Source organism: Arcobacter defluvii, assembly GCF_013201725.1.
GTDB lineage: Bacteria > Campylobacterota > Campylobacteria > Campylobacterales > Arcobacteraceae > Aliarcobacter > Aliarcobacter defluvii.
Map to the genome: position 1 here is coordinate 835,054 of NZ_CP053835.1, position 21,562 is coordinate 856,615.

Annotated in this window: 28 protein-coding genes; 12 read left to right on the top strand and 16 right to left on the bottom strand. The window is 27.1% G+C overall.

What is annotated here, in order from left to right; translation table 11 throughout:
- The first annotated feature begins 9 nt into the window (after positions 1-9).
- Genes trpB through ADFLV_RS04230 form a run of 3 tightly spaced genes read left to right on the top strand, consistent with a single transcriptional unit; the run spans position 10 to position 3,343 of the window.
- Entirely contained in the window at positions 10-1,218 is a 1,209-nt protein-coding gene (trpB, locus tag ADFLV_RS04220) for a tryptophan synthase subunit beta (protein WP_129010967.1), read from the top strand.
- Between the two features lie 12 nt (positions 1,219-1,230).
- Positions 1,231-1,932: a DedA family protein gene (locus tag ADFLV_RS04225; protein WP_014473544.1), complete on the top strand. Its 702-nt coding sequence runs from the start codon at positions 1,231-1,233 to the stop codon at positions 1,930-1,932.
- On the top strand, positions 1,922-3,343 hold the full coding sequence (locus ADFLV_RS04230; protein WP_129010966.1) for a leucyl aminopeptidase: 1,422 nt from the start codon (positions 1,922-1,924) through the stop codon (positions 3,341-3,343). Before ADFLV_RS04225 ends, ADFLV_RS04230 begins: the two co-directional genes overlap by 11 nt.
- Positions 3,344-3,365: 22 nt before the next feature.
- Here the strand turns inward: ADFLV_RS04230 and ADFLV_RS04235 are convergent, their stop codons facing one another.
- From ADFLV_RS04235 to ADFLV_RS04245, 3 genes are read right to left on the bottom strand one after another with little or no spacing between them, the layout of a single operon-like run.
- The gene (locus ADFLV_RS04235) at positions 3,366-3,752 is read right to left on the bottom strand and encodes an ExbD/TolR family protein (protein ID WP_129010965.1); all 387 of its coding nucleotides are present in this window, start codon (positions 3,750-3,752) and stop codon (positions 3,366-3,368) included.
- On the bottom strand, positions 3,749-4,258 hold the full coding sequence (locus tag ADFLV_RS04240; RefSeq protein ID WP_014473547.1) for a MotA/TolQ/ExbB proton channel family protein: 510 nt from the start codon (positions 4,256-4,258) through the stop codon (positions 3,749-3,751). The genes ADFLV_RS04235 and ADFLV_RS04240 overlap by 4 nt, the downstream gene beginning before the upstream one ends.
- Before the next feature lie 3 nt (positions 4,259-4,261).
- Positions 4,262-4,972: an energy transducer TonB gene (locus ADFLV_RS04245; RefSeq protein ID WP_129010964.1), complete on the bottom strand. Its 711-nt coding sequence runs from the start codon at positions 4,970-4,972 to the stop codon at positions 4,262-4,264.
- A gap of 125 nt (positions 4,973-5,097) precedes the next feature.
- On the opposite strand from ADFLV_RS04245, the gene ADFLV_RS04250 reads away from it, so the two are divergent.
- Genes ADFLV_RS04250 through ADFLV_RS04265 form a run of 4 tightly spaced genes read left to right on the top strand, consistent with a single transcriptional unit; the run spans position 5,098 to position 9,464 of the window.
- Positions 5,098-6,285: a TolC family protein gene (locus ADFLV_RS04250; protein WP_129010963.1), complete on the top strand. Its 1,188-nt coding sequence runs from the start codon at positions 5,098-5,100 to the stop codon at positions 6,283-6,285.
- Between the two features lie 5 nt (positions 6,286-6,290).
- Entirely contained in the window at positions 6,291-7,559 is a 1,269-nt protein-coding gene (locus ADFLV_RS04255) for an efflux RND transporter periplasmic adaptor subunit (protein WP_129010962.1), read from the top strand.
- A complete protein-coding gene (locus ADFLV_RS04260; protein WP_275402375.1) occupies positions 7,549-8,253 on the top strand; it encodes an ABC transporter ATP-binding protein in 705 nt (234 codons plus the stop codon). Before ADFLV_RS04255 ends, ADFLV_RS04260 begins: the two co-directional genes overlap by 11 nt.
- Positions 8,253-9,464, top strand: coding sequence for an ABC transporter permease (locus ADFLV_RS04265; protein ID WP_129010961.1), 1,212 nt, complete (start codon positions 8,253-8,255; stop codon positions 9,462-9,464). The genes ADFLV_RS04260 and ADFLV_RS04265 overlap by 1 nt, the downstream gene beginning before the upstream one ends.
- 30 nt (positions 9,465-9,494) lie before the next feature.
- Here the strand turns inward: ADFLV_RS04265 and ADFLV_RS04270 are convergent, their stop codons facing one another.
- The 9 genes from ADFLV_RS04270 to ADFLV_RS04310 form a co-directional block, all read right to left on the bottom strand.
- Positions 9,495-10,010 (bottom strand): ankyrin repeat domain-containing protein, encoded by a 516-nt coding sequence (locus ADFLV_RS04270; RefSeq protein ID WP_129010960.1) that lies wholly within the window; start codon positions 10,008-10,010, stop codon positions 9,495-9,497.
- Positions 10,011-10,076: 66 nt separating this feature from the next.
- Positions 10,077-10,307, bottom strand: a complete 231-nt coding sequence (locus ADFLV_RS04275) for a hypothetical protein (RefSeq protein ID WP_014473554.1) — start codon at positions 10,305-10,307, stop codon at positions 10,077-10,079.
- A 185-nt stretch (positions 10,308-10,492) separates the two neighbouring features.
- Positions 10,493-12,601 carry a heavy metal translocating P-type ATPase gene (locus ADFLV_RS04280; protein WP_129010959.1) on the bottom strand — a complete coding sequence of 703 codons (2,109 nt, stop codon included), beginning with the start codon at positions 12,599-12,601 and terminating at the stop codon, positions 10,493-10,495.
- Between the two features lie 2 nt (positions 12,602-12,603).
- Positions 12,604-12,966: a YtxH domain-containing protein gene (locus ADFLV_RS04285; RefSeq protein ID WP_129010958.1), complete on the bottom strand. Its 363-nt coding sequence runs from the start codon at positions 12,964-12,966 to the stop codon at positions 12,604-12,606.
- Positions 12,959-13,321 carry a magnetosome protein MamC family protein gene (locus tag ADFLV_RS04290; RefSeq protein WP_129010957.1) on the bottom strand — a complete coding sequence of 121 codons (363 nt, stop codon included), beginning with the start codon at positions 13,319-13,321 and terminating at the stop codon, positions 12,959-12,961. The genes ADFLV_RS04285 and ADFLV_RS04290 overlap by 8 nt, the downstream gene beginning before the upstream one ends.
- Positions 13,318-13,575 carry a hypothetical protein gene (locus ADFLV_RS04295; protein ID WP_014473558.1) on the bottom strand — a complete coding sequence of 86 codons (258 nt, stop codon included), beginning with the start codon at positions 13,573-13,575 and terminating at the stop codon, positions 13,318-13,320. Before ADFLV_RS04295 ends, ADFLV_RS04290 begins: the two co-directional genes overlap by 4 nt.
- 3 nt (positions 13,576-13,578) lie before the next feature.
- Positions 13,579-14,262 (bottom strand): ferritin-like domain-containing protein, encoded by a 684-nt coding sequence (locus tag ADFLV_RS04300; RefSeq protein ID WP_129010956.1) that lies wholly within the window; start codon positions 14,260-14,262, stop codon positions 13,579-13,581.
- On the bottom strand, positions 14,262-14,576 hold the full coding sequence (locus tag ADFLV_RS04305; protein ID WP_014473560.1) for an HMA2 domain-containing protein: 315 nt from the start codon (positions 14,574-14,576) through the stop codon (positions 14,262-14,264). Before ADFLV_RS04305 ends, ADFLV_RS04300 begins: the two co-directional genes overlap by 1 nt.
- A gap of 79 nt (positions 14,577-14,655) precedes the next feature.
- Positions 14,656-15,105 (bottom strand): Fur family transcriptional regulator, encoded by a 450-nt coding sequence (locus ADFLV_RS04310; RefSeq protein WP_014473561.1) that lies wholly within the window; start codon positions 15,103-15,105, stop codon positions 14,656-14,658.
- A 268-nt stretch (positions 15,106-15,373) separates the two neighbouring features.
- On the opposite strand from ADFLV_RS04310, the gene ADFLV_RS04315 reads away from it, so the two are divergent.
- The 3 genes from ADFLV_RS04315 (at position 15,374) to ADFLV_RS04325 (ending at position 17,490) form a co-directional block, all read left to right on the top strand.
- Positions 15,374-15,766, top strand: a complete 393-nt coding sequence (locus ADFLV_RS04315; RefSeq protein WP_129010955.1) for a hypothetical protein — start codon at positions 15,374-15,376, stop codon at positions 15,764-15,766.
- A gap of 67 nt (positions 15,767-15,833) precedes the next feature.
- The gene (gene fumC / locus ADFLV_RS04320) at positions 15,834-17,231 is read left to right on the top strand and encodes a class II fumarate hydratase (protein WP_129010954.1); all 1,398 of its coding nucleotides are present in this window, start codon (positions 15,834-15,836) and stop codon (positions 17,229-17,231) included.
- Between the two features lie 13 nt (positions 17,232-17,244).
- Positions 17,245-17,490 carry a hypothetical protein gene (locus ADFLV_RS04325; RefSeq protein ID WP_014473564.1) on the top strand — a complete coding sequence of 82 codons (246 nt, stop codon included), beginning with the start codon at positions 17,245-17,247 and terminating at the stop codon, positions 17,488-17,490.
- A gap of 27 nt (positions 17,491-17,517) precedes the next feature.
- Here the strand turns inward: ADFLV_RS04325 and ADFLV_RS04330 are convergent, their stop codons facing one another.
- Complete coding sequence (locus tag ADFLV_RS04330) at positions 17,518-17,742, bottom strand: hypothetical protein (protein ID WP_172658754.1); 225 nt, start codon at positions 17,740-17,742, stop codon at positions 17,518-17,520.
- Positions 17,743-17,758: 16 nt separating this feature from the next.
- On the opposite strand from ADFLV_RS04330, the gene ADFLV_RS04335 reads away from it, so the two are divergent.
- Entirely contained in the window at positions 17,759-18,256 is a 498-nt protein-coding gene (locus tag ADFLV_RS04335) for a hypothetical protein (protein WP_129010953.1), read from the top strand.
- A 100-nt stretch (positions 18,257-18,356) separates the two neighbouring features.
- Positions 18,357-18,491: a hemin uptake protein HemP gene (hemP, locus tag ADFLV_RS04340; RefSeq protein WP_014473575.1), complete on the top strand. Its 135-nt coding sequence runs from the start codon at positions 18,357-18,359 to the stop codon at positions 18,489-18,491.
- Between the two features lie 38 nt (positions 18,492-18,529).
- On the opposite strand, the gene ADFLV_RS04345 is transcribed toward hemP, so the two are convergent.
- From ADFLV_RS04345 to ADFLV_RS04355, 3 genes are read right to left on the bottom strand one after another with little or no spacing between them, the layout of a single operon-like run.
- Entirely contained in the window at positions 18,530-18,832 is a 303-nt protein-coding gene (locus tag ADFLV_RS04345) for a hypothetical protein (RefSeq protein WP_014473576.1), read from the bottom strand.
- A 44-nt stretch (positions 18,833-18,876) separates the two neighbouring features.
- On the bottom strand, positions 18,877-21,333 hold the full coding sequence (gene feoB / locus ADFLV_RS04350; RefSeq protein WP_129010952.1) for a ferrous iron transport protein B: 2,457 nt from the start codon (positions 21,331-21,333) through the stop codon (positions 18,877-18,879).
- The gene (locus tag ADFLV_RS04355) at positions 21,330-21,554 is read right to left on the bottom strand and encodes a FeoA family protein (protein WP_129010951.1); all 225 of its coding nucleotides are present in this window, start codon (positions 21,552-21,554) and stop codon (positions 21,330-21,332) included. Before ADFLV_RS04355 ends, feoB begins: the two co-directional genes overlap by 4 nt.
- Positions 21,555-21,562: the final 8 nt, after the last annotated feature.

The following is a 21,562-nucleotide window of genomic DNA, read 5'->3' on the forward strand; positions in this document are numbered from 1 at the left end:
GAGAAATAAATGAGTAATTATATTCCAAAACCTAGTATTTTTGATCCTGATGATAAAGGACAATTTGGTATTTTTGGAGGTCAATATGTACCTGAAACTTTAATGCCAATTTTAAAAGAATTAGAAGCAACATATAAAAAATATAGATTTGATGAAGAGTTTTGGGCAGAAGTAAATGCTTTATTAAAAGATTATGTAGGACGAGAAAATCCACTTTATTTTGCAAAAAATATAAGTGAAGAAATAGGTGCAAAAGTTTATTTAAAAAGAGAAGATTTAAATCATACGGGCGCTCATAAAGTAAATAATGTTATAGCTCAAGGATTACTTGCTAAAAGAATGGGCAAAACGAAAGTAATTGCAGAAACAGGAGCTGGGCAACATGGAGTTGCAACTGCTACAATTGCAGCACTTATGGGATTAGAATGTACAGTGTTTATGGGTGCAAAAGATGTAGAAAGACAAGAATTAAATGTATTTAGAATGAAACTTTTAGGAGCTAAAGTAATAGCAGTTGAAAGTGGAAGTAAAACTTTAAAAGATGCAATGAATGATGCTATTAGATATTGGGTTACAAACGCACGTGATACATTTTATATAATTGGAACAGTTGCTGGTCCTCACCCATATCCTATGATGGTGCGAGATTTTCAAGCAGTTATAGGTTATGAAGCAAGAAAACAGATTTTAGAAAAGGAGGGAAAACTTCCTGATTATGTTGTTGCATGTATTGGTGGTGGATCAAATGCAATAGGTATGTTTTCACATTTTTTAGAAGATAAAGAAGTAAGTTGCGTTGGTATTGAAGCTGGTGGTTTAGGGTTAGATACTGATAAACATGGATGTAGTTTGGAAAAAGGAAGTCCTGGAGTATTACATGGACAATGTTCATATTTACTTCAAGATGAAGATGGACAAATTTTAGAAGCTCACAGTATAAGTGCAGGACTTGATTATCCAGGAATTGGACCTGAACACGCTTTTCACAAAGATAATAAAACAGTAAGTTATGATTCTATAACTGATAAAGAAGCTTTAGATGCTTTTGTATGGTTGAGTAGAGCAGAGGGAATTATTCCAGCTTTTGAATCATCTCATGCAATTGCATACTTAAAAAAAGCAAAAGAAAAATTAAAAGGAAAAATAGTTATCATAAGTCTATCTGGACGTGGAGATAAAGATATGATACAAGCAAAAAGTTTGTTAGATTTTAAGTAGTAGGGATAAAATGTGAAAGAACTTTTTAGAAAGATCCAGCCTTATTCAGGGAAGATATTAACTATTATTTTAATAGTGTTTTTCTCTTTTCTTATTTACAATTTATATCAAGCTCCTGTTGAAGGAATTGAAGAAAAGTTTATATACCTACTTAAAAAATATGGTTATATAATTCTTTTTGCCTGGGGAATGCTTGAAGGTGAAGCTGGTCTGATTATGGCTGGATTATTGTCTCATACCGGTGATATGAATTTATATATAGCTATTTTTGTAGCTGGACTTGGTGGCTTTGCTGGTGATCAAGTCTATTTTTATATTGGAAGATTTAATAAATCTTATGTTCACAAAAAATTTAAAAATCAAAGAAGAAAATTTGCCCTTGCTCATTTATTACTTAAAAAGCATGGTTGGCCTATAATTTTTATACAAAGATATATGTATGGAATGAGAACAGTTATTCCCATTTCAATTGGTCTTACAAGATATAGTGCTAAAATGTTTGCGTTTATAAATCTAATATCAGCTTGGTGTTGGGCTGCCCTTACAATAGTACCAGTTTGGTATTTTGGAAATGAAATATTAGTTGTATTAGAGTGGATAAAAGAGCATTGGTATTTAGCTATTCCAATTGCTGCAATATTTGGTGGAAGTATTTTATACTATATAAATCAAACTACAAAAAAAGTAGAAAAAAGAGGTCAAAATGAAGATTAATTTAGTAAAAAAAAGTGAAAAAGTTAGTTCAGAAATTGAAATAATTTTTGTAAAAGAAATTGATAGTATTGATAATGACAAAGAACTTTTAGAAATTCTTGATTTTAAAGCAAAAGATGAAACTTGTGTTTTATTAGCTGAATCTAAAAAAGTTTATGTAGGATATGAAGAAAATAGTTATGATTGCATTGCAATAGCAGTAGCAACAGCAATTAAAAAAATCCAAACAACAAAATTTAAAAGTGCTAAAATTGAATTAACACCTGAATTAGAAGAACATTTTAAAGCTTTAGTTGAAGGTGCAGTGTTAGGTGAATATAAATTTACTGATTATAAATCAGAAAAAGATGAAAAAATAAAATTAGAGTTAGATATAGTAGTTGAAGAAAAATCATCTAAACTAGAAACAATTTTAAAAGATTCAAAAATCATTGCAAAAGCTGTAAATAAAGCAAGAAATATGGTAAATACAGCTCCTGCTGATTTTTATCCTGAAATTATGGCTTCTATGGCTGAAGAAATTGCAAAAGATGTAGAAATAAAATGTGAAATACATGGTGAAAAATATTTAGAAAAACACAATATGATGGCAATGCACAGTGTTGGACGTGCCTCTATTCATGAATCAAAACTTATTCATCTAACATATAAACCTAAAAATCCTAAGTTTAAAATTGTTTTAGTTGGAAAAGGTTTGACATATGATTCAGGTGGTTTATCTTTAAAACCAAGTGATTTTATGGTTACAATGAAAGCTGATAAATCAGGTGGTTGTGCAGTTTTATCAACACTTTGGGCAATTGCAAAATTAGAACTTCCTTTTGAAGTTCATGGAATAGTTGGTGCGGTTGAAAATATGATAGGTGGAAATGCATATAAACCTGATGACATTTTAACAGCAAGAAATGGGAAAACAATAGAAGTAAGAAATACAGATGCAGAAGGAAGATTAGTTCTTGCAGATTGTTTATGTTATGCTCAAGATGAAATAAAAGATATTGATTATATTTTTGATTATGCTACATTAACAGGTGCTTGTGTAGTTGGTGTTGGTGAGTATACAACAGGAATTATGGGGAATAATGAAGTATTAAAAAGAAATACAGTTGCAAGTGCTTTAAAAGCTGGAGAATATGCAACATCGTTAGATTTTAACAGATATTTGAAAAAAACTATTAAATCTGAAATTGCAGATATTTGTAATGTTGCAAATACAAGATATGGTGGAGCAATAACTGCTGGAATGTTCTTAGACAATTTTATTTATGATGAAAATAAAAGTAAATGGGTACATTTTGATATAGCAGGTCCTGCATATGTAGAAAAAAATTGGGGATATAACTCTATTGGAGCAAGTGGAGCAGGGGTAAGAACTACAATTGGATTTTTACAAGATTTATTAGAAAATTAAAATAATGGGGAAAACCCCATTATTATTTTTTAGGTTCAGTAACAAGTGAGATATTAAAAAAATCATTTTTTTGTAATATTTCTAAAATCTCAACTATCTTTTCATATTTTACATCTTTGTCAATTCTAAAGATTATATTTTTTTGTTTATTATCTATTAATTCTATCTCTTTTTCTAGCTCTTCTAAAGTTGTCTCTTTACCAAAAAGTGCAAGCTTTTCACCATCAAGTTCAATAACCAACTCTTTTTCTTTTAATTCTATTTCTTGAGCTGTTGAGCTTGGAAGATTTAAAACTAAAGCAAGTTCATCTTTTTTGAATACAGAAGATACAATGAAAAATATAAGTAAGATAAAAACAACATCAATAAGTGGCGTAATATCTGGAGTTAATATTTCTCTTTTTTTCATATCTTTTTAAGAACCTCTTTTTGAATTTTTAGTTCAATATCATCTAAAATTCCTACAATATAGTTGTATCCAATATAATGAGGAATCGCTACAATTAAACCAGCTATAGTTGTGATTAACGCAACAGAAATTCCATTTGAAAATATAGATGGATCACCTAAACCACTTTTTGTAATAGAATCAAATGAATCTAAAACACCAATAACTGTACCTAAAAGACCAAGTAAAGGTGCAACAGATGCGATTATTTTAACAGTATTTAATCCAAATTCTAATTTTCTAATTTTTCTATTGATATAATTTTCAATAGAATCTTTTTTAAATTCTTGACTATTTGACTTCGCAAAATTAATGATTTCAGATATCAGAAGTTCTCTTTTATTTCCAGATAACGCAATAACAACAAGTTTCCAAAACATAATTGTAAAACCTATAATATTTAGAAAAATAAGTATATAAACTATTATTCCACCCCTATCAATATAATTGATTAAATCAATTCCCATTCATTAGCTCCTTGTGATTTGATAAACAATTGGTACAGTAATTTCCCAAGAGTTTTTATTTAATTTTTCTGGTATTGGTTCAAAATTACTAATTTTGGTTAAAATCTCAATTGCTGCTTCATCTAACTTTTCAAAACTTGATTTTTTAACTATTCTTATGTTTTTGATTTGTCCATCTTTTGAAACAACAAAACAAACATGAACTTTTCCCATTTGGTTTAATCTTTTAGCAGATTTAGGATAGATTTTATTTTTTTCTATCAACATTCTAATTTTGGCTAAATATTCATTTTCCAAAGCATCTTTTAAAGATGGATCAATATCTTTTTTTACACTTTTAATATCAGAAGAACTCTCAAGTGGAATAACTTCTTTTATTTCCTGTTTAACTTCTTTTATCTCCTCTATTTTTTTTTCAACCTTTTTTTCAACTTTTTTCTCTTTTTTATGATGTTCTTTTTTCTTCACTTGTTTGATTTTGTTTTTACTTTCAGTTTTAGGTAAAGGTTTAATTTCAACAGGTTTCTCAATAACTGGTTCTACCACAGGTTCAGGCTTTTTTAATACTACATTTTGTAAATTTATCTTTGTAACTTGAGCAGGAGGTTCAGCAGGTAATTCCACCTCTTCAGTGACTTTTAAATTTGCAAATAGTAACAAATGTGCTGATATTGTTAGTGTTAATATAACTAATAGACTTTTTTTGTTTTCCATAAGTGCAATTTTAATACAATATTGATAATAATTATCTTAATTGAAATTAAATATTAAAAAGTTGTTAAAAAATCATTAAAAGAAAATATATATAATTCAACTGAATAAAAAAGAAGGATTGTCATTTGCGTAAAATAATAGTATGCTCACTATTTTGTAGTTTAGCCTTTGCAAATAACCTAGATATTTTGCAAAAAGATAAAAAAGAATCAAGAGAACTCGAAAAGAAATACATTGAATCAAATTATGAGAGTAATAAAAATGATTGGATTTCTCCTATAAATTTAAATTCAAGTTTAAATAGAAGTCATTCAATATCTAGTGATAATGATAAATTTTCAAAAAGTGTATCCATTGGATTTACACAAAGTATTTATGAATCAGGTGGCATAGAATTTACTATTCAGTATGCAAAGGATAAACTAAAGTATGATTTATTATCTTGGGAAAATCAAAATTCTCAACTTCTAGAATCAATTTACGATACATTGCTTGAAATATCAAAATTAAAATTGCAAATTGAACAAAGTCGTTATAAACTTGAAAATAAAGATATAGAATTAATTATAAAAAAGATTCAATATGAAGCAGGAAGAACAGATATTGTAGAGTTAAATAATGCAATTATGGCAAAAAACACTCAATTTAAAGATAACATTTCTTTAGAAAATTCTTTAAAAGATAAAGAGTATGAGTTATCAAAATATACAGATTTAAAATATGATGAAATAGAAATCTTAGATTTTAAAAATGTTTCGAAAGAGGATTTTATTAATTATAATTTAGATTTTTTACAAGAAGATTCAAAAGTTGAAATGTTAAATACAAGTTATAAAAAAACAAAAACAAACTATCTTCCAAAAGTCTCTTTAGGTGCAACAGGTTCTTATTCTAATATAGATGATTTGATAAAAAATGCAAATGAAGATGAAACTTCTGCCTCAGCATCTCTAACGCTTTTGGTTCCTTTATATGATTATAATAAATCAAATAAATTACAAGATTCAAAATTGGAATATTTAAAACAAAGAAGCCAAGTAAATGATTTGAAAAATGAAATTGCATATGAATATGAACAGATATTAAATCAAATAGATACATATGAAAAATATAATAAAACTATAGATGATAATATTAAATTATATAATGAATTAATAAGTGCAAATATAAGTTCAAATGAAGCTGGAATGACTTCTGTATATGATTTAGATATATTAAAAAATACAAAAAAAATAAACGAGTATGATATGTTGATAAATGATATAAATATCAAATTAGAATACTCAAAACTATATTTTAAGATTAAAGGCTAAAGTAAATGCAAGATACAAAATTGATTAAAGAATTAGATAATTATGGAAATAAGAAATCAAAAAAAGTATATTTTTGGATGATTTTGATTGGCTTATTAGTATTAGTTGGAGCGTATTATTATTTTATATATAAAAAGAATCAAAATGTTCAAACAGTTGAATACTTAACAAAAAAAGTTACTAGAGGAGATTTATCTGTTGTTGTAAATGCAACGGGAAATTTAAATCCTACAAATAGCGTTGATATTGGTATTGAGGTATCAGGAACGATAAAAGAAATTTATGTAGATTTTAATGATGAGGTTGAAGTAGGGCAAGTTTTAGCAAAACTTGATACAACAAAATTACAATCAGAAGTTGATAGTTTAACAGCATCATTAACTATTGCAAAAGCAAACCAAAAAGAGAGTGAAGTAAATCTTAGAAATAAAAAGTCTGTTTATGATAGAACTTTAAAAATGTTTAAAAGTTCAGGTGGAAAATATCCATCACAAAATGAATTAGATGATACAAAATTCACTTATGAAGCTGCAATATCATCTTTGGAAGCTTCAAAAGCTAAGGTTGAGCAAGCAGTTTATAATCTAAAAACAGCTCAACAAAATCTTGAAAAAGCTGTAGTAAAATCTTCTATTAAAGGTATTGTTTTAAATAGAGAAGTTGAAGTTGGACAAACTGTTGCTGCTTCAATGTCAACTCCAACTTTATTTACTTTGGCAAAAGATTTGACAAATATGGATTTGATTGTAAGTATAGATGAAGCGGATGTTGCAGATATTAAAAAAGATTTACCAGTTAGTTTTTCAGTTGATGCATATCCAAATAGAATATTTCAAGGGAAAATAAAACAAGTAAGATTAAATCCAGTTGATGTAAATGGAGTAATTACTTATGAAACAGTAGTTTCAGTGAATAATGAAGAATTACTTTTAAGACCAGGTATGACAGCAACTGCTAAGATTATTACTAAACAAAGCAAAGATAAGTTAATTATTCCAAATGGTGCTTTACGATTTAAATTAAAAAATCAAACTTTAGAAAAACAAACAACAATGAATTTTGTAGGACCTCCAAAACGTCCATCAGGTGATAATGGAGCTAAAAATATAGCAAAAAAAGAGTTTTCTACAATATATGTTTTAGAAAATAATCAGCCGAAAAAAATGATGATTAAAGTTTTAGATACAGATGGTAAATCAACAACAATTGAATCAAAAGATTTAAAAATTGATGATGAGGTAATAATCTCTCAAAAGAGTGATAATGGAAACTAAAAAAACTATCATTGAATTTAAAAATATTGTAAAAACTTATGGTGTAGGAGAAGCTCAAACTTTTGCTTTAAATGGAGTAAGTTTTACAATAAATGAAGGTGAATTCATCGCTATCATGGGAGCAAGTGGTAGTGGAAAATCAACTTCTATGAATATGATAGGATGTTTGGATAAACCAAGTAGTGGCGAATATTTTTTTAATGGAATTAATGTTGAAAAATTAAATAGAAATCAAATGGCACTTTTACGAAGAAATTATTTAGGATTTGTTTTTCAAGGCTTTAATTTATTAGGAAGAACATCAGCATTAGAAAATGTTGAATTACCTTTGATTTATAGAAAAGTTCCAGCAAAAGAAAGAAAAACTTTAGCATTTGAAGCTTTAAAAAAAGTTGGTCTTGAAAGTGTTGCTCATCATACTCCTGCTGAATTAAGTGGTGGACAGCAGCAACGTGTTGCAATTGCAAGGGCAATTGTAACAAATCCTTTAGTTTTATTAGCTGATGAACCAACAGGAAATCTTGATAGTATAAAAAGTTTAGAAATTATGAATTTATTAAAACAGTTAAATGAAGAATCAGGAATTACTATAATTATGGTAACACATGAGGAAGAGATGGCAAAATTTGCAAATAGAGTTATCTATTTTAGAGATGGTCATATTGAAGATAGTTTGAAAAAAGGATTTAAATAATGTTAGTAAATGCCTTTTTAATTGCTTTAAAAGAGATACGAAGAAATATATTAAGATCTTTTCTTACAATATTAGGAATTGTAATTGGAGTGGCTTCAGTTATTGCTATGGTTATGATAGGTGATGGAACAACTGAAAATGTAAAAGAGAGTATTTCGAAATTAGGAACAAATATGTTAACTTTAAGAGTGGGACAAGAAAGACGAGGACCACCACGAGAAGATAATAGTTCTAAACCTTTTACAAATGAAGATATAACAGCAATAAAAAATGAAGTTCAAAATATAAAAGCAGTTGCAGCTGAAAATTCTGCAACAGTTAATGTGGTATATGGAAATAAAAGTAATAGTTCTTCTGTAATTGGTACAAGTAATGATTATTTTATTATAAAAGATTGGGAAGTAACTGATGGAAGAACATTTGATGATGCTGAGTTAAATAGTGGAAAATCTTCTTGTATAATTGGTACAACAATAGTAAAGCAACTGTTTGAAAATGAAAATGCAGTTGGTGCAAATATTAGATTAAAAAATTTCTCTTGTAATGTAATTGGAGTATTAAAATCAAAAGGTGCAGCAGCTTTTGGTAGAGATCAAGATGAAATAGTTATCGTTCCTCTTAAAATGTTTCAAAGAAAAATAAAAGGAGATAAAGACATATCTTCAATTCTTATTTCCATAACTGAGGGCAAATATATAGAAAATGCAAAAACTGAAATTACATCACTTATGCAAGAAAGAAGAAATATAAAAATAGGAGAAACTGATAATTTTTATATAAGAGATATGGAAGAAATACTTTCAACAATGACATCAACTACACAAATGTTAACTTATCTTTTGGGTTCAATAGCTGCAATTAGTTTACTTGTTGGTGGTATTGGTATTATGAATATTATGTTAGTTTCTGTAACTGAAAGAACAAGAGAGATAGGTGTTAGACTTGCAATTGGAGCAATGGAAAGTGAAGTTTTACTTCAATTTTTAGTTGAGGCAGTTGTTTTATCAACTTTAGGTGGAATGATTGGAATATTATTTGGACTTGCAATTGGATATATTGTTGTTCATTCAATGAGCTTAGCATTTATTATAAATAATCAAATAATTATGATTTCATTTTTCTTTTCAACTTTAATTGGTATTGTATTTGGATATTTCCCAGCTAGAAAAGCTGCAAGATTAAATCCAATTGATGCTTTACGATATGAATAAATTTTAAGTAGAAATTCTAAAGATTTCTACTTAATTATTTAACTCTTTGAATTTTTCTATTAGAAAATCAATTTTTAGATTGTTTGCAAGATTTATTGCACTATTACCTAAAAAATCTTCGTGTTCTATATTTGCACCATTTTCAATAAGATAACTTATACTATTTTGTTTATTGTATAAAATTGCATAAATCAAAGGAGTAGAGTTTATATCATCTATTTCATTTATATCTAAACCACAATTTTTTAGGCATTTGATAATTTTTATATTATCTTTATAAACAGCATAATTAATAGCAGATAAATTTTGAGAAACTTCTGTACTTATATTTAGTTCAAGTAACTTTTTTATTATATCTGTTTTGTTTTTGGAAATTGCCCAATATAGAGCATTTCTTCCCCTATAATCTCTTGCATTAATATTTAAGACACGTAGTCTAAACATCTCGATTAACATTTCCCATTTTTCACTATTAATAAGTGATGAAAATATATTTGCAACAATTTTTTCATTTAAATTCTTTTCAAGAAGATGATTATTAGACATACTAATCCTTTATAAAAATGATAATTGTTATCATAATATAAAGAATCTTAAGTGGAGTTGAAGATATTAATTAAGTTGAGTTTTTTGTTCTTTTGAATTTTTTATTTGTTTAGATTTTTTAGGTTGATAAAGCATATGATGCCAAAGTGCAAAACCACAGAAAGCAACACCTGCAACAACATGAGTTTTTTTAGCAATAGAATTTTTCATAAACATTGACGTAACAACTGTTGCACCAAGTGTCGCAGTCATTCCAATTTTTGCAGCTTCTTTTTGAAGTTCTAAATCAAATTTCATCTCTTAGTTTCCTTTTTTTTCTTTTTTCCATAGTTTTTACTGTTTTATTTACTGTTTTAACTGTTAAAATTGCTGTTAATGCTGTTGCAAATAATAATATAGGCATAAAAAAATCCTTTTGATAATAATTATCACAATTCTATCTATTTATACTTAAATAAAACCGATAACTATTATCATAATTGTTAGATTTTTACACCTTTTATTGAGTTAAACAATAATCCAATAGTTGTACCATTGTGTAAAACTGCTGTTACAATTGGAGAAAATACTCCAAAAGTTGCACCTGCTAAAATACAAGAGTTTATTCCTACTGTCGCATTGAAATTATTGTTTATTAAATTCATAGTTTTATTTGCATACTCTTTAGCTTCAATAACTGCTGCAATATCATCTTTTAATAGACTTATATCAGCAGTTGCTTTTGCTATATCTGCACCTCTACTCATAGAAATTCCTACATGAGCAGAGATTAGTGCAGGTGCATCATTTATTCCATCACCTACAAATGCTACTTTTTTACCTTCACTCATAAGCTCTTTTACAATATTAGCTTTATCTTGAGGTAAAAGTTCTGCTCTTACTTCATCAATACCTAGTTCATCAGCTAGCATTTGAGCTTTTTGTTTCGTATCACCTGTTAGCATAATGATATTTTTTACACCAAGTTTTTTTAGTTTTTTTATCGATTCTTTTGCATTAAATCTTAATTCATCAGCTAAACCAATAGTTCCTAAAAGTTTTCCATCATATCCAATGTAAAGTAGAGTTTTCCCATTTTTTAATGAATTTTCTATTTTATCTATATGTTCACTAAAATCAATTTTTTCATCATCTTCAACAAAATGACGACTTCCTATAACAACTGATTTTCCATTTACTTCGGTTTTTACTCCATGTGCAACTATAAATTCAACTTCTTCATGGTGCATATGTACAAAACCTCTTTGTTTTGCAGCTTTTACAACAGCTTCTGCTACTGGATGAAAGTAATGTTCTTCTGTTGAAGCTGTAAGATTTAGTAATTCTTCTTCACTCCATTTATCACTGTAAGATTCTACACTTATAACTTCAAGTTCACCTGCTGTTAAAGTTCCTGTTTTATCAAATACAAAAGTATCTGCATTGCTCAATGCTTCTATTGATTTTGCACCTTTTATCATAATTCCATTATGCCCAGCTTTTGAAATAGTTGATTTAAATGCAACAGGAGTTGCTAGTTTTAGTGCACATGAGTAATCAGCTTGTAAAATAGAAGCAACTCTTTCAAAATCTTTTGCAAATATATAAGAAACACCTGCAAGTCCAAGAGTAACAGGAACTAATTTATTTGCTAATTTATTTGCTTTTAGTTGAACAGATGATTTTTCATTTAATGAGTTTTCTATATAGTGTTTTATTCTTTGGGTTGCTGTATTAGCTCCTACATGTTCAGCCCAAATTCTAAATCTTCCTTCTTCAACAATTGTTCCAGAAATTACTCTATCGCCTCTATATTTTATTACAGGTTCAGCTTCTCCTGTCATAGAAACTTGATTTACACTTCCAGTTCCTTCTACTATATGTCCATCAACAGGGATGGTATTTCCAATCCCAACAACAACAATATCTCCTACTTCTACATCAGAACTTTTTATTAAAATTTCTGTAACTTTTCCATCAATTTTTCTTTCAACCCAAGCTTCTTCTACATTTGGTTTTGAAAGCTCTTTTAATAAATCATCACTTTTATGAACAGTTGTTTCTTCTATATATTCACCTAATTCAAGCATTGCATTTGTTGAGTTTGCAGCTAAATAATCTTTTCTGTATATTGAAATTGCAACTGCTGCACTTTCTAAAACTTTAGATGTTAAACCATTATTTAATAGTTCTTTTGAACCTTCAATCAATAAAGGAATGGAAGCAGCAGTTGTAATACCAGCTTTTAAAGTATTATTTGTAATAAATCTTTCAACAATTAAAGCAGAACTAGCTCTTATTATTCCTTTTAAAGAAGGTTCTTCATTACTTACGCAAGATACACAAACAGCTGCAATTTCTTCTTCATAAGATTTTAGTAATTCTTCAACTGTTAGAGTATCCAAAATTTTTTCTATTTTATTTGTAATATCACATTTAAGTTCAAAGATAATACTGTAAGCTTTTTTATTTATTCTTATATTTTCTATCTCTTTTATTTTTTTAAAGTAATTTTTTAAAACTTCTTCATCAATAAATTTTTCTTTTAATAAAAAGAGTTTATATCGAACTCTAGAAGCTGTTTGATGTACTTTTAGAAAATTTTTTTTCATTTTTATTGTTCTTGCTGAGCTTGCATTTGAGCTTTTGCATCTTCATATCTTTCTTTTAATTCTTCAATTCCAGCACTAAATAATTCACTTCCTTTTCCAAAAGCTTTTAAAATAGTTTCTTGTGCATTTTTATTAGTAAGAAGATAAGTTACAGCTGCACCTAAAAGAGCACCTTTTATAAAATCACCATTAGTAAATCCATTATTTTGTGTTGTTGATGGATTTTGAATAGGTGTTTGTAAAGGATTTAAATTTTGATTTATATATGGATTTTGATTTATATTTGCTCCTGATTGAATATTTTGAGCTCTGCTATTTTCAATATTTAAATCATATTGATTATTTGGTATATTTTGTTTATTCATAATCTTCTTCCTCAACTGTAAAGTTTTCATTTGTCAAATATTTTTGATCAAGTTTTTCTTCAATTACCTCAATTGCATATATTCCCATCATTCCAATAGAAGCAGCAGTTATTGCTTTGAAAAATCCACCTTTTTGACCTAAATAATTAGCAGTTGCAATTGCACATCCTGTTGTAATTGCTCCTTGGGATGTTCTTTTAATAGTATCTTTAATAGCTTCTTTTTTTGTAATTTGTCTTGCTTGAGCTTTTTTATAATTGATTGCACCACTTATAACAGCACTAGCAACTGCACCACTTATAACGTGTCCTAGTACATTTCTTGGTGTTCCTGTATCAATAGTTATCTCTTTCATTCTGCTTCCTTAACTTTAGGTTTTCTTTGATATTTTCTTGTTTTTGGTTTTTCCGTAGTTTTTTCTTCACTTTTTTTTTCTATTTTTTCTTCAATACACTCTTTTGTTGCACATAATTTATCTTTTATCTCTTCAACACCATCTTTTGTTTTTTCAAATAATTCAGAAGTTTTCTTTTTTAGTTTATCTTTATTGCTAAAAGCAACAACCGCACCAGCACCAACAGCCAATCCTAATATAAATGGTAAAGCCATTTTTTACTCCTCTTCTTTTTTATCTTTTTTAGAGATATAGTTATTTAAAAGTGCAATAACAGCACCACCTAAAACAGCACCACTAACCATAGATAAGTTTAATTTTGAAAAGATTTGAGATATAGAATTTTCATCAATATTTCCAGACATAATATCATCTAAAATAACTTGATATTCTCCAAGTTTCTCTATGATGTTTTCTTGAGATATATTTGATGTATTTTCAATATTGTAGTGATTTATTACACAATTTCTAAAAGCAGGTAAATGATTATTAAATGAAGCTGCTTGAAGTTTAAAAAGTGTATCTTTTATATCTGCATCTATTGTATAACTCAATAAATTATTATACATTGCAATGTTATTTATTTCTGCAGCAACTCCCATTTCACAACATTCAATCAAAGTGTTTGGAATTTCTATTTTTGAAGCCCAATTATTTATAGGAACTTCAATATTATATCTTTGCATAAGTTGAATAAGCGCTGCGTAATGAATAGCTTCTGCTTCTTTTATATTTACAAAAGGTTGAACTAAACCAAATTTTTCAATTATTTTTGTATAAGTTTCATAAGCTTTAAATTCATCATAAACAGCAATTCTTAGAATTTGTGTTCTAATATCAATATCGCTATTAGTATCAATTCTTGCGTTTATTAATAACTGTTCATCAATATTTTCTTCCATTAAATTACCTCCTTTGCAAGTTCGTTTATTAATATAGATATCTCATCTATATTTTCATTTTTTACTAAATCTTCCCAAAGTTTTGGTTTGAAAATATTTGGGTCATAAGTAATTGTTACTGAGGCAATAATCTTATTTATTTTAATATGATTTATTCCATCAATCTTTTTTGGTAAATCTTCTATGTCACTTAAAGAGATATTTCCAGCATTTTGTGTTATTTTTGGATTTACTCTTACTCTTAATCTTCCTGGAGTATGTGCAATAATAGAAAAAAAACTAGCAATTTTTATAATATCATCTGTACTAATCAAAATAATCCTTTCTAAGATGTATTTTTTCTTTTTTAATATTAAATGGAACTTATTATAAACTAATAATTATTATCATGATTTATTGACAATCTTCACATAAACCATAAATTGTCATAACATGTTCTTTTAATATAAAATTATTTTTTGTTGCAATTTTAATTTGATTTAATTCAATTAAATCATCGTTAAATTCAATAATTTTCCCACAGTTCGTGCAGATTAAATGGTCATGATGTTCTGTAAGATTAAGTTCATATCTTAAAATACCATCTCCTATATCTAACTGATTTACTAATTTCATATCATGAAAAAATTTCATTGCTCTATAAACAGTGGCAATTCCTATTGATACATTATAAATAGATTTTATTTCATTTGATATTTCTTCAGCTGTTAGATGTTTTTTAGAAAAATATAATACTTTTAAAATATAATCTTTTTGGATAGAATTTTTTAAACCAATTTTAGAAACTTGTTTTTTAAAGTTTTTTAGAAAAATATTAAATGCTATATCTTGATTATTTTCCATTAATTTATCCCTTTTATTAATATAAAAATTATGCTAAAACTAAGAGTTAAACCATAAAGTTTCCACAAGTTCTTATGGATTTTAATATTTCTTTTGTACAAAGGTGAATTTGTTATTTCATTTTGATTATTTAGATTTTCCACATTAACTCCTTTTATAATCAAAAGGATATCATAAAATTCTTAAAAGAATATTGATTGTAATTATCATTTTAAATCAAATTTTAAGTATTTCATAAATATAATCAAAAAAACAAAAAAGGATTTTTATGTTGAATGTTACACTTTTAACATCTGTTGCAAAAAGTGCTTTAGTTGGAGCAGTAGCTACAAAAATAGTTGATACTTTAGTTTCTTCAAAAATAAATAATAAAATTGAACAAACAAAATGGCTTAGAAACACAAAGTTAGATCTGTTTTCAAAACTAACAGAAGAGATAATGCTAATAGATAATGAAAATTTTAAAACACAATTAAAAGATATAAAAAGAATATCAGCAAAAATAATTCTTTTAGTTAATGATAGAAAATTGGAAGATAAAATAGAAGATTATATAACTAGATTAAATAGATTTTCTCAAAATGAAAAGATTGAAAGAAATGCTTTATCTTTGGTAAATAAAGATATGATCTCTTTTTTACAGAAAAATATACGTTTATAAAAAATTAAATAATTATTAAGATATTATATATAATAATGATACTCTATATCAATTAATAGGAAAAACAATGGATTTTAGAATTGAAAAAGATACAATGGGTGAAATTAAAGTTCCAAATAATCAATATTGGGGTGCACAAACTCAAAGAAGTTTAGAAAACTTTCCAATCGGTGGTGAGAAAATGCCTAAAGAGATAATTGAAGGATTTGCTTATTTAAAAAAAGCTTGCGCTATTGTAAATAATAAATTAAATAGATTAGATAAAATAAAAACAGATGCAATTTGTGTAAGTTGTGATGAAATAATTCAAGGTAAATTAGCAAATGAATTTCCTTTGGTTGTTTGGCAAACAGGTTCAGGAACACAATCTAATATGAATGTAAATGAAGTAGTCGCTTCAAGAGCAACTGAAAACTTGGGAAAAGATTTTAGAGTTGAAAAACTTATTCATCCAAATGATGATGTAAATAAAGGACAAAGTTCAAATGATACTTATCCAACAGCTATGAGAATAGCATTTGTTCTTGAACTTCAAAAAAGATTGATTCCATCTATTAATGTTTTAAAATCAACTTTAGAAAATAAATCAAAAGAGTTTGAAAATATTGTAAAAATAGGAAGAACTCACCTTCAAGATGCAACACCTTTAACTTTAGGACAAGAAATTTCAGCTTATGTTGATATGTTGGATAAAGCTTTAAATCAAATTGATGATTCTATGAAATATATTGTTGAACTTGCTATTGGTGGAACTGCTGTTGGAACGGGACTAAATTCTCATCCAAATTTTTCACCTATGGTTTGTGAAGTTTTAAATATCTTAACAAATACAAAATATGAGTTTAAATCTCATCCAAATAAATTTCATGCTTTAACATCTCATGATGGAGAAGTTTTTTTAAGTGGAGCTTTAAATGCCCTTGCTTCAAATCTTATGAAAATAGCAAATGATATAAGATGGCTTTCATCAGGTCCTAGATGCGGAATAGGGGAGATTACAATTCCTGAAAATGAGCCAGGAAGTTCAATAATGCCAGGAAAAGTAAATCCAACTCAAAGTGAAGCTATGACTATGGTTGCTGTTCAAGTTATGGGAAATCATACAACTGTTAGTGTAGCTGCATCTCAGGGTAATTTTGAATTAAATGTATTTAAACCTGTAATTGCATTAAACATTATTCAATCAATAAGACTTTTAAGTGATACGATGCTTGCTTTTAATGATAATTGTGCAGTTGGAATAGAGCCAAATCTATCAAATATCAATAAATATCTAAATGATTCACTTATGCTTGTAACTGCACTTAATCCATATATTGGTTATGAAAAAGCTGCGCTTATCGCAAAAACAGCTCATAAAAATGGAACAACATTAAAACAAGAAGCATTAAATCTTGGGATTTTGACTGAATCAGAGTTTGATTCTTATGTAAAACCAGAAAATATGATTCATCCTACTTTATAATTTGGAGAAATGATTGAAAGATTTAGAAAAGTATTTTTTAATAGAAGATTTTGAAGATGGTTGGGGTATGGAAGATGAGTTTATTTGTGAGGAACAATTATTTGATTATTGTGTTGAAGCTTTATTTATTCCTGATGAAAAAATTGAAGAGTTAAATATGATTGATGGTGAGTTAGAAATTTTTTTAAAAGATTTAGACGTTGAAGATATATCAGAAGATTGGTATGTCAATCTTATAAAAAATTCTAAAGATAATTAAATGTAAAATAGCAGAATTTCTGCTATTTTACACTTCAATAGAAAAAGCAACACCATTTTGTTTATTTGTAACTAAAATATTACCTTTAAAATGGCTTTCAATAATCATTTTAGACATATAAAGTCCTATTCCACCAGCATTATCTAAAATACTTGTAATTGAAAGATTATTTTTTATATTAATTTCTATTTTTATTTTTGGATTTTTTATATTTCTTGAAATAATCGCATCTTTTGCATTAAAGAAAATCAATAAAATAGGAGTTTAGATGAAAAATATATTTATATTTTTAACAATTTGTTTATCAGTTAGTTTAAATGCTCATAATTTAATTATAAATGTTATGGATAATTCAGACAATACTATTACAGTAAGAGGTGAATTTAGTACAGGTGAAGATGCAGCAGGAGCTATGATAAGATTAGAATCACTTGTAAGTGGTGATATTTTATTTAAACAAAGGCTTCCTGCTGAAAGTGAACTAATTGTAAATATCCCAAAAGAACCATATCAAATAGTTCTTGATGGAGGTCCTGGTCATACAATAATAAAAGATGGAATAGCGCCACTTGAAGGATTTGCAGAAGAGTTAAAAGAGAAAGTAACTGATGTTAATACAAAACTATCAAAACCAGAAAATTTAAATAATGAATGGGATTTTCTAACAATTTTCTTTTTTACTTTATGTTTGATTTTATTTGCACTTTCAATATATTTTAGTAACAAAAATACAAATAAAATTTTAGAGAAAATAAAAGAAGTTTAAAGCTATAATATTGATATCAATTATCAATTTTATTAATTCTTAAGATTTCTTGCGTTAATATCCTATTTATAATTTGTTAAATAAGTTATTTAGGAAAAAAATGCAAGAAGAAAAAGAAAAAAAGATTGATAGTAAAGATATCTTTGAACATAAAACTACAATCACTATTGTTCATGAAGGACAAGAATATCAACTTAGAATTACAAAAGCAAATAAGTTGATTTTAACAAAATGATAGATTTCTCTTAAATTTTTTAAGAGAAATCTGTTTATTTATTGAGTTATATCTTTGCTTTTTATATAAACTTCATGTCCTTCACCTGCATCTAAAATAGCCGTAAATTCACCTTTTGGTTTTTTAAAAGTTACTTCACTATTTTCATTCATTTTAGTTTCATATATCTCTTTACCATCTTGTTCTATTATAAAATACACACCATTTGCACTACTGCCATCACTAAAGCCACCTTCACAAGTGATAGTTTCATCTGCATTATCAAAGCAGTTCATTATTGCAGAATGAGCAAATGCTGAACTTGCTAAGATTGAAAGTAAAAATATAGTTTTTTTAATCATTTTTTATCCTTTTTATTAAATTGATTTTTTTATTTTTCATATTGTTAAGAGTTTTTTAATCCTCCTTTCCAATTGATTGATTTATTGGGATACAGTCCTAATACTAGGGTAATTGTTAAAACTATAAAGTAGTAATAACTCATGGCTTCAAAGCCACTCAACGTATAAATATTTCCTAAAGTAAACACAATTGAAGCTATCAATATTCCTAAAGTTACAGGAAAAAATATTGCAAATAACATCCATTTGAAACTATTTGTTTGCATTTTTACAACTATCATTGTTGCTATGCAAGGAGGAGTTAAAAGCATAAAAATTATAATTGCAGTAGCATGAAGTGGAGTATATCCACTGTTAAGTGCCATCGCTTCTTCAGCTCTTAGATTATCTGCTTTATTGTTTTCATATAAAGAACCCAGCGTTGCAACAGCACTTTCTCTTGCTGCAAATGAACTTAAAAATGCAACATTGATTTTCCAATCAAATCCTGCAAATTGAGTGAGAGGTTCTATAGAACGTCCAGCCATTCCAAGAAGTGAATTTTCAACTTTTTCATTTTTTATTTCTCTTAAAATAGATTTTCTATCATTTGATAACTCTCTTAAAGCAATGTTGATTTTTTTTGCTTCAACATCTTTTAAAGGTCTTATTAATTTATAATATAAGGCATTTTCTTTTTTGAATTTTTCATCAACGCTACTTGATGAATTTGCCATTTTTTTAGTTCTATAATTATCATAATAGTTTAAAAGCTCAGATACTTTTTCTTTTGAATTTATATGTTCATAATATATTGAGTCTTTTATTTTTGAATCAAAATTTACTAAAGCATCATTTGACATATTTTCAAATTTAGTTTTAGATTCTTCTGTTAATCCTGGAAATTGAAGTAGGGCGAAAAGTACAATTGCAACAGCTAAAACAATCGTTACAACTTTTTTGATATATAACCAAACTCTTTGAGAAGAACGAATAATAATACCTTTTAGAGTTGGTAAATGATAAGGTGGTAATTCCATAACAAAAGGAGCTGTTTCTCTATTTTTTAAAACAGTGCTAGTTAAAATTTTTGCAACTATTAATGCTGAAAAAATTGTTATTGTAGAAATATAAAACATCATCAAAGCCATATCAGGTTTAAAAAATGCTCCTAAAAGTAGGGTGTAAAATGGAACTTTTGCTAAACAATTCATATAAGGAACTGTTAAAATTGTAGCCATTCTAGCTCTTTCATCTGCAATTCCTTTTGTTGACATAACAGCAGGAACTGCACAACCTCCAACCATCGCACCGCCAAGTACAAGTGGAAGAGTAGATTGTCCATGAAGACCAAATTTTCTAAATACTCTATCAAGAATAAATGCCATTCTTGGCATATATCCAACATCTTCCATGATAGCAATTAAGGCAAATAAAATAAAAAATATTGGAATATAATTTAGTAAAGCATTTGCACTATTTACCATCCAAATAGCAAAATCAGTTATCATTGGAACATCTGTAAAATTTGCATTAGGCATAATATCAATCACAAAATTTTTAATACTTGCTAAAATAGGCCAAGTATAATCTGTGAGTTTATAGCCATAGACAATAGATATTTCATAAACCAAAAACATCAAAGCAAATAAAATAGGTAAAGCCAAAAATCTATTTAAAATGATTTTGTCTGCTTTATCTGTTAGTGTTTCTTTATTTTTCTTCTCTTCAATAACATTTTTTTGATAAATTATTTCTGCACTGTCATATCTAAATGTTGCGAGAAAAGTAATGATGTTTTTATTATATTTTGTTTCAAAAAGTTGATTATCCTTTTCCAGTTTTTCTTCAATCTTTAAAAAATCTTTTTTTAGATATTCAATAACTGTTGAATCACCTTCTAAAGCTTTTATTGCAAGCCATCTTTTTGATAAATATGAAGTGGAATTTTTGATTTCATTTTCTATATCTAAAATAAAACTTTCTAACTCTTCATAATTTATTTTAAACTCTTCAAAATTTGTTTTATTTTCATGTAGATTTATAATAGTTTTCATAATCTCTTCACTACCAATACCTTTTGCTCCACTTGCTTCAACAACTGGACATCCAAGCATTAAAGAGATTTTTTTGCTATCTATTTTTATTCCTCTTCTTGAAGCAACATCCATCATATTTAAAACTATAACAACAGGAAGTCCCATTTCTAAAAGTTGAAAAGTTAGATATAGATTTCTTTTTAAATTTGAAGCATCAACAACATTTATTATGATGTCTGGATTTTCATTTAAAATAAACTCTTTTGCAACTCTTTCTTCTAATGAATAAGAACTAAAAGAGTAAGTTCCTGGTAAATCAACCATTTGTACTTTGTACTCTTCATATTTAAAAAAACCTGTTTTTTTATCAACTGTAACGCCAGGATAATTTGCAATATGTTGTTCTATTCCACTTACTAGATTAAATATTGTAGATTTTCCACAGTTTGGTTGTCCTGCTAATACTGTTTTTATATTTTTCATATTATTTCAATTTCTATTAATTTTGCTTCACTTTTTCTAAGAGTTAAATTGTAATTATGTATTTTTAACTCCATTGGATCATATAAAGGTGCTTCTCTTATTATTTCAATAAATGCTCCCTTTACAAATCCCATATCAAGTAATTTATAAAGTAGTTTTCCTTTAGCGTTTAATCTTAAAACTTTTACTTTATTTCCTTTTTTTACTTCATCCAATCCCATAAAATATT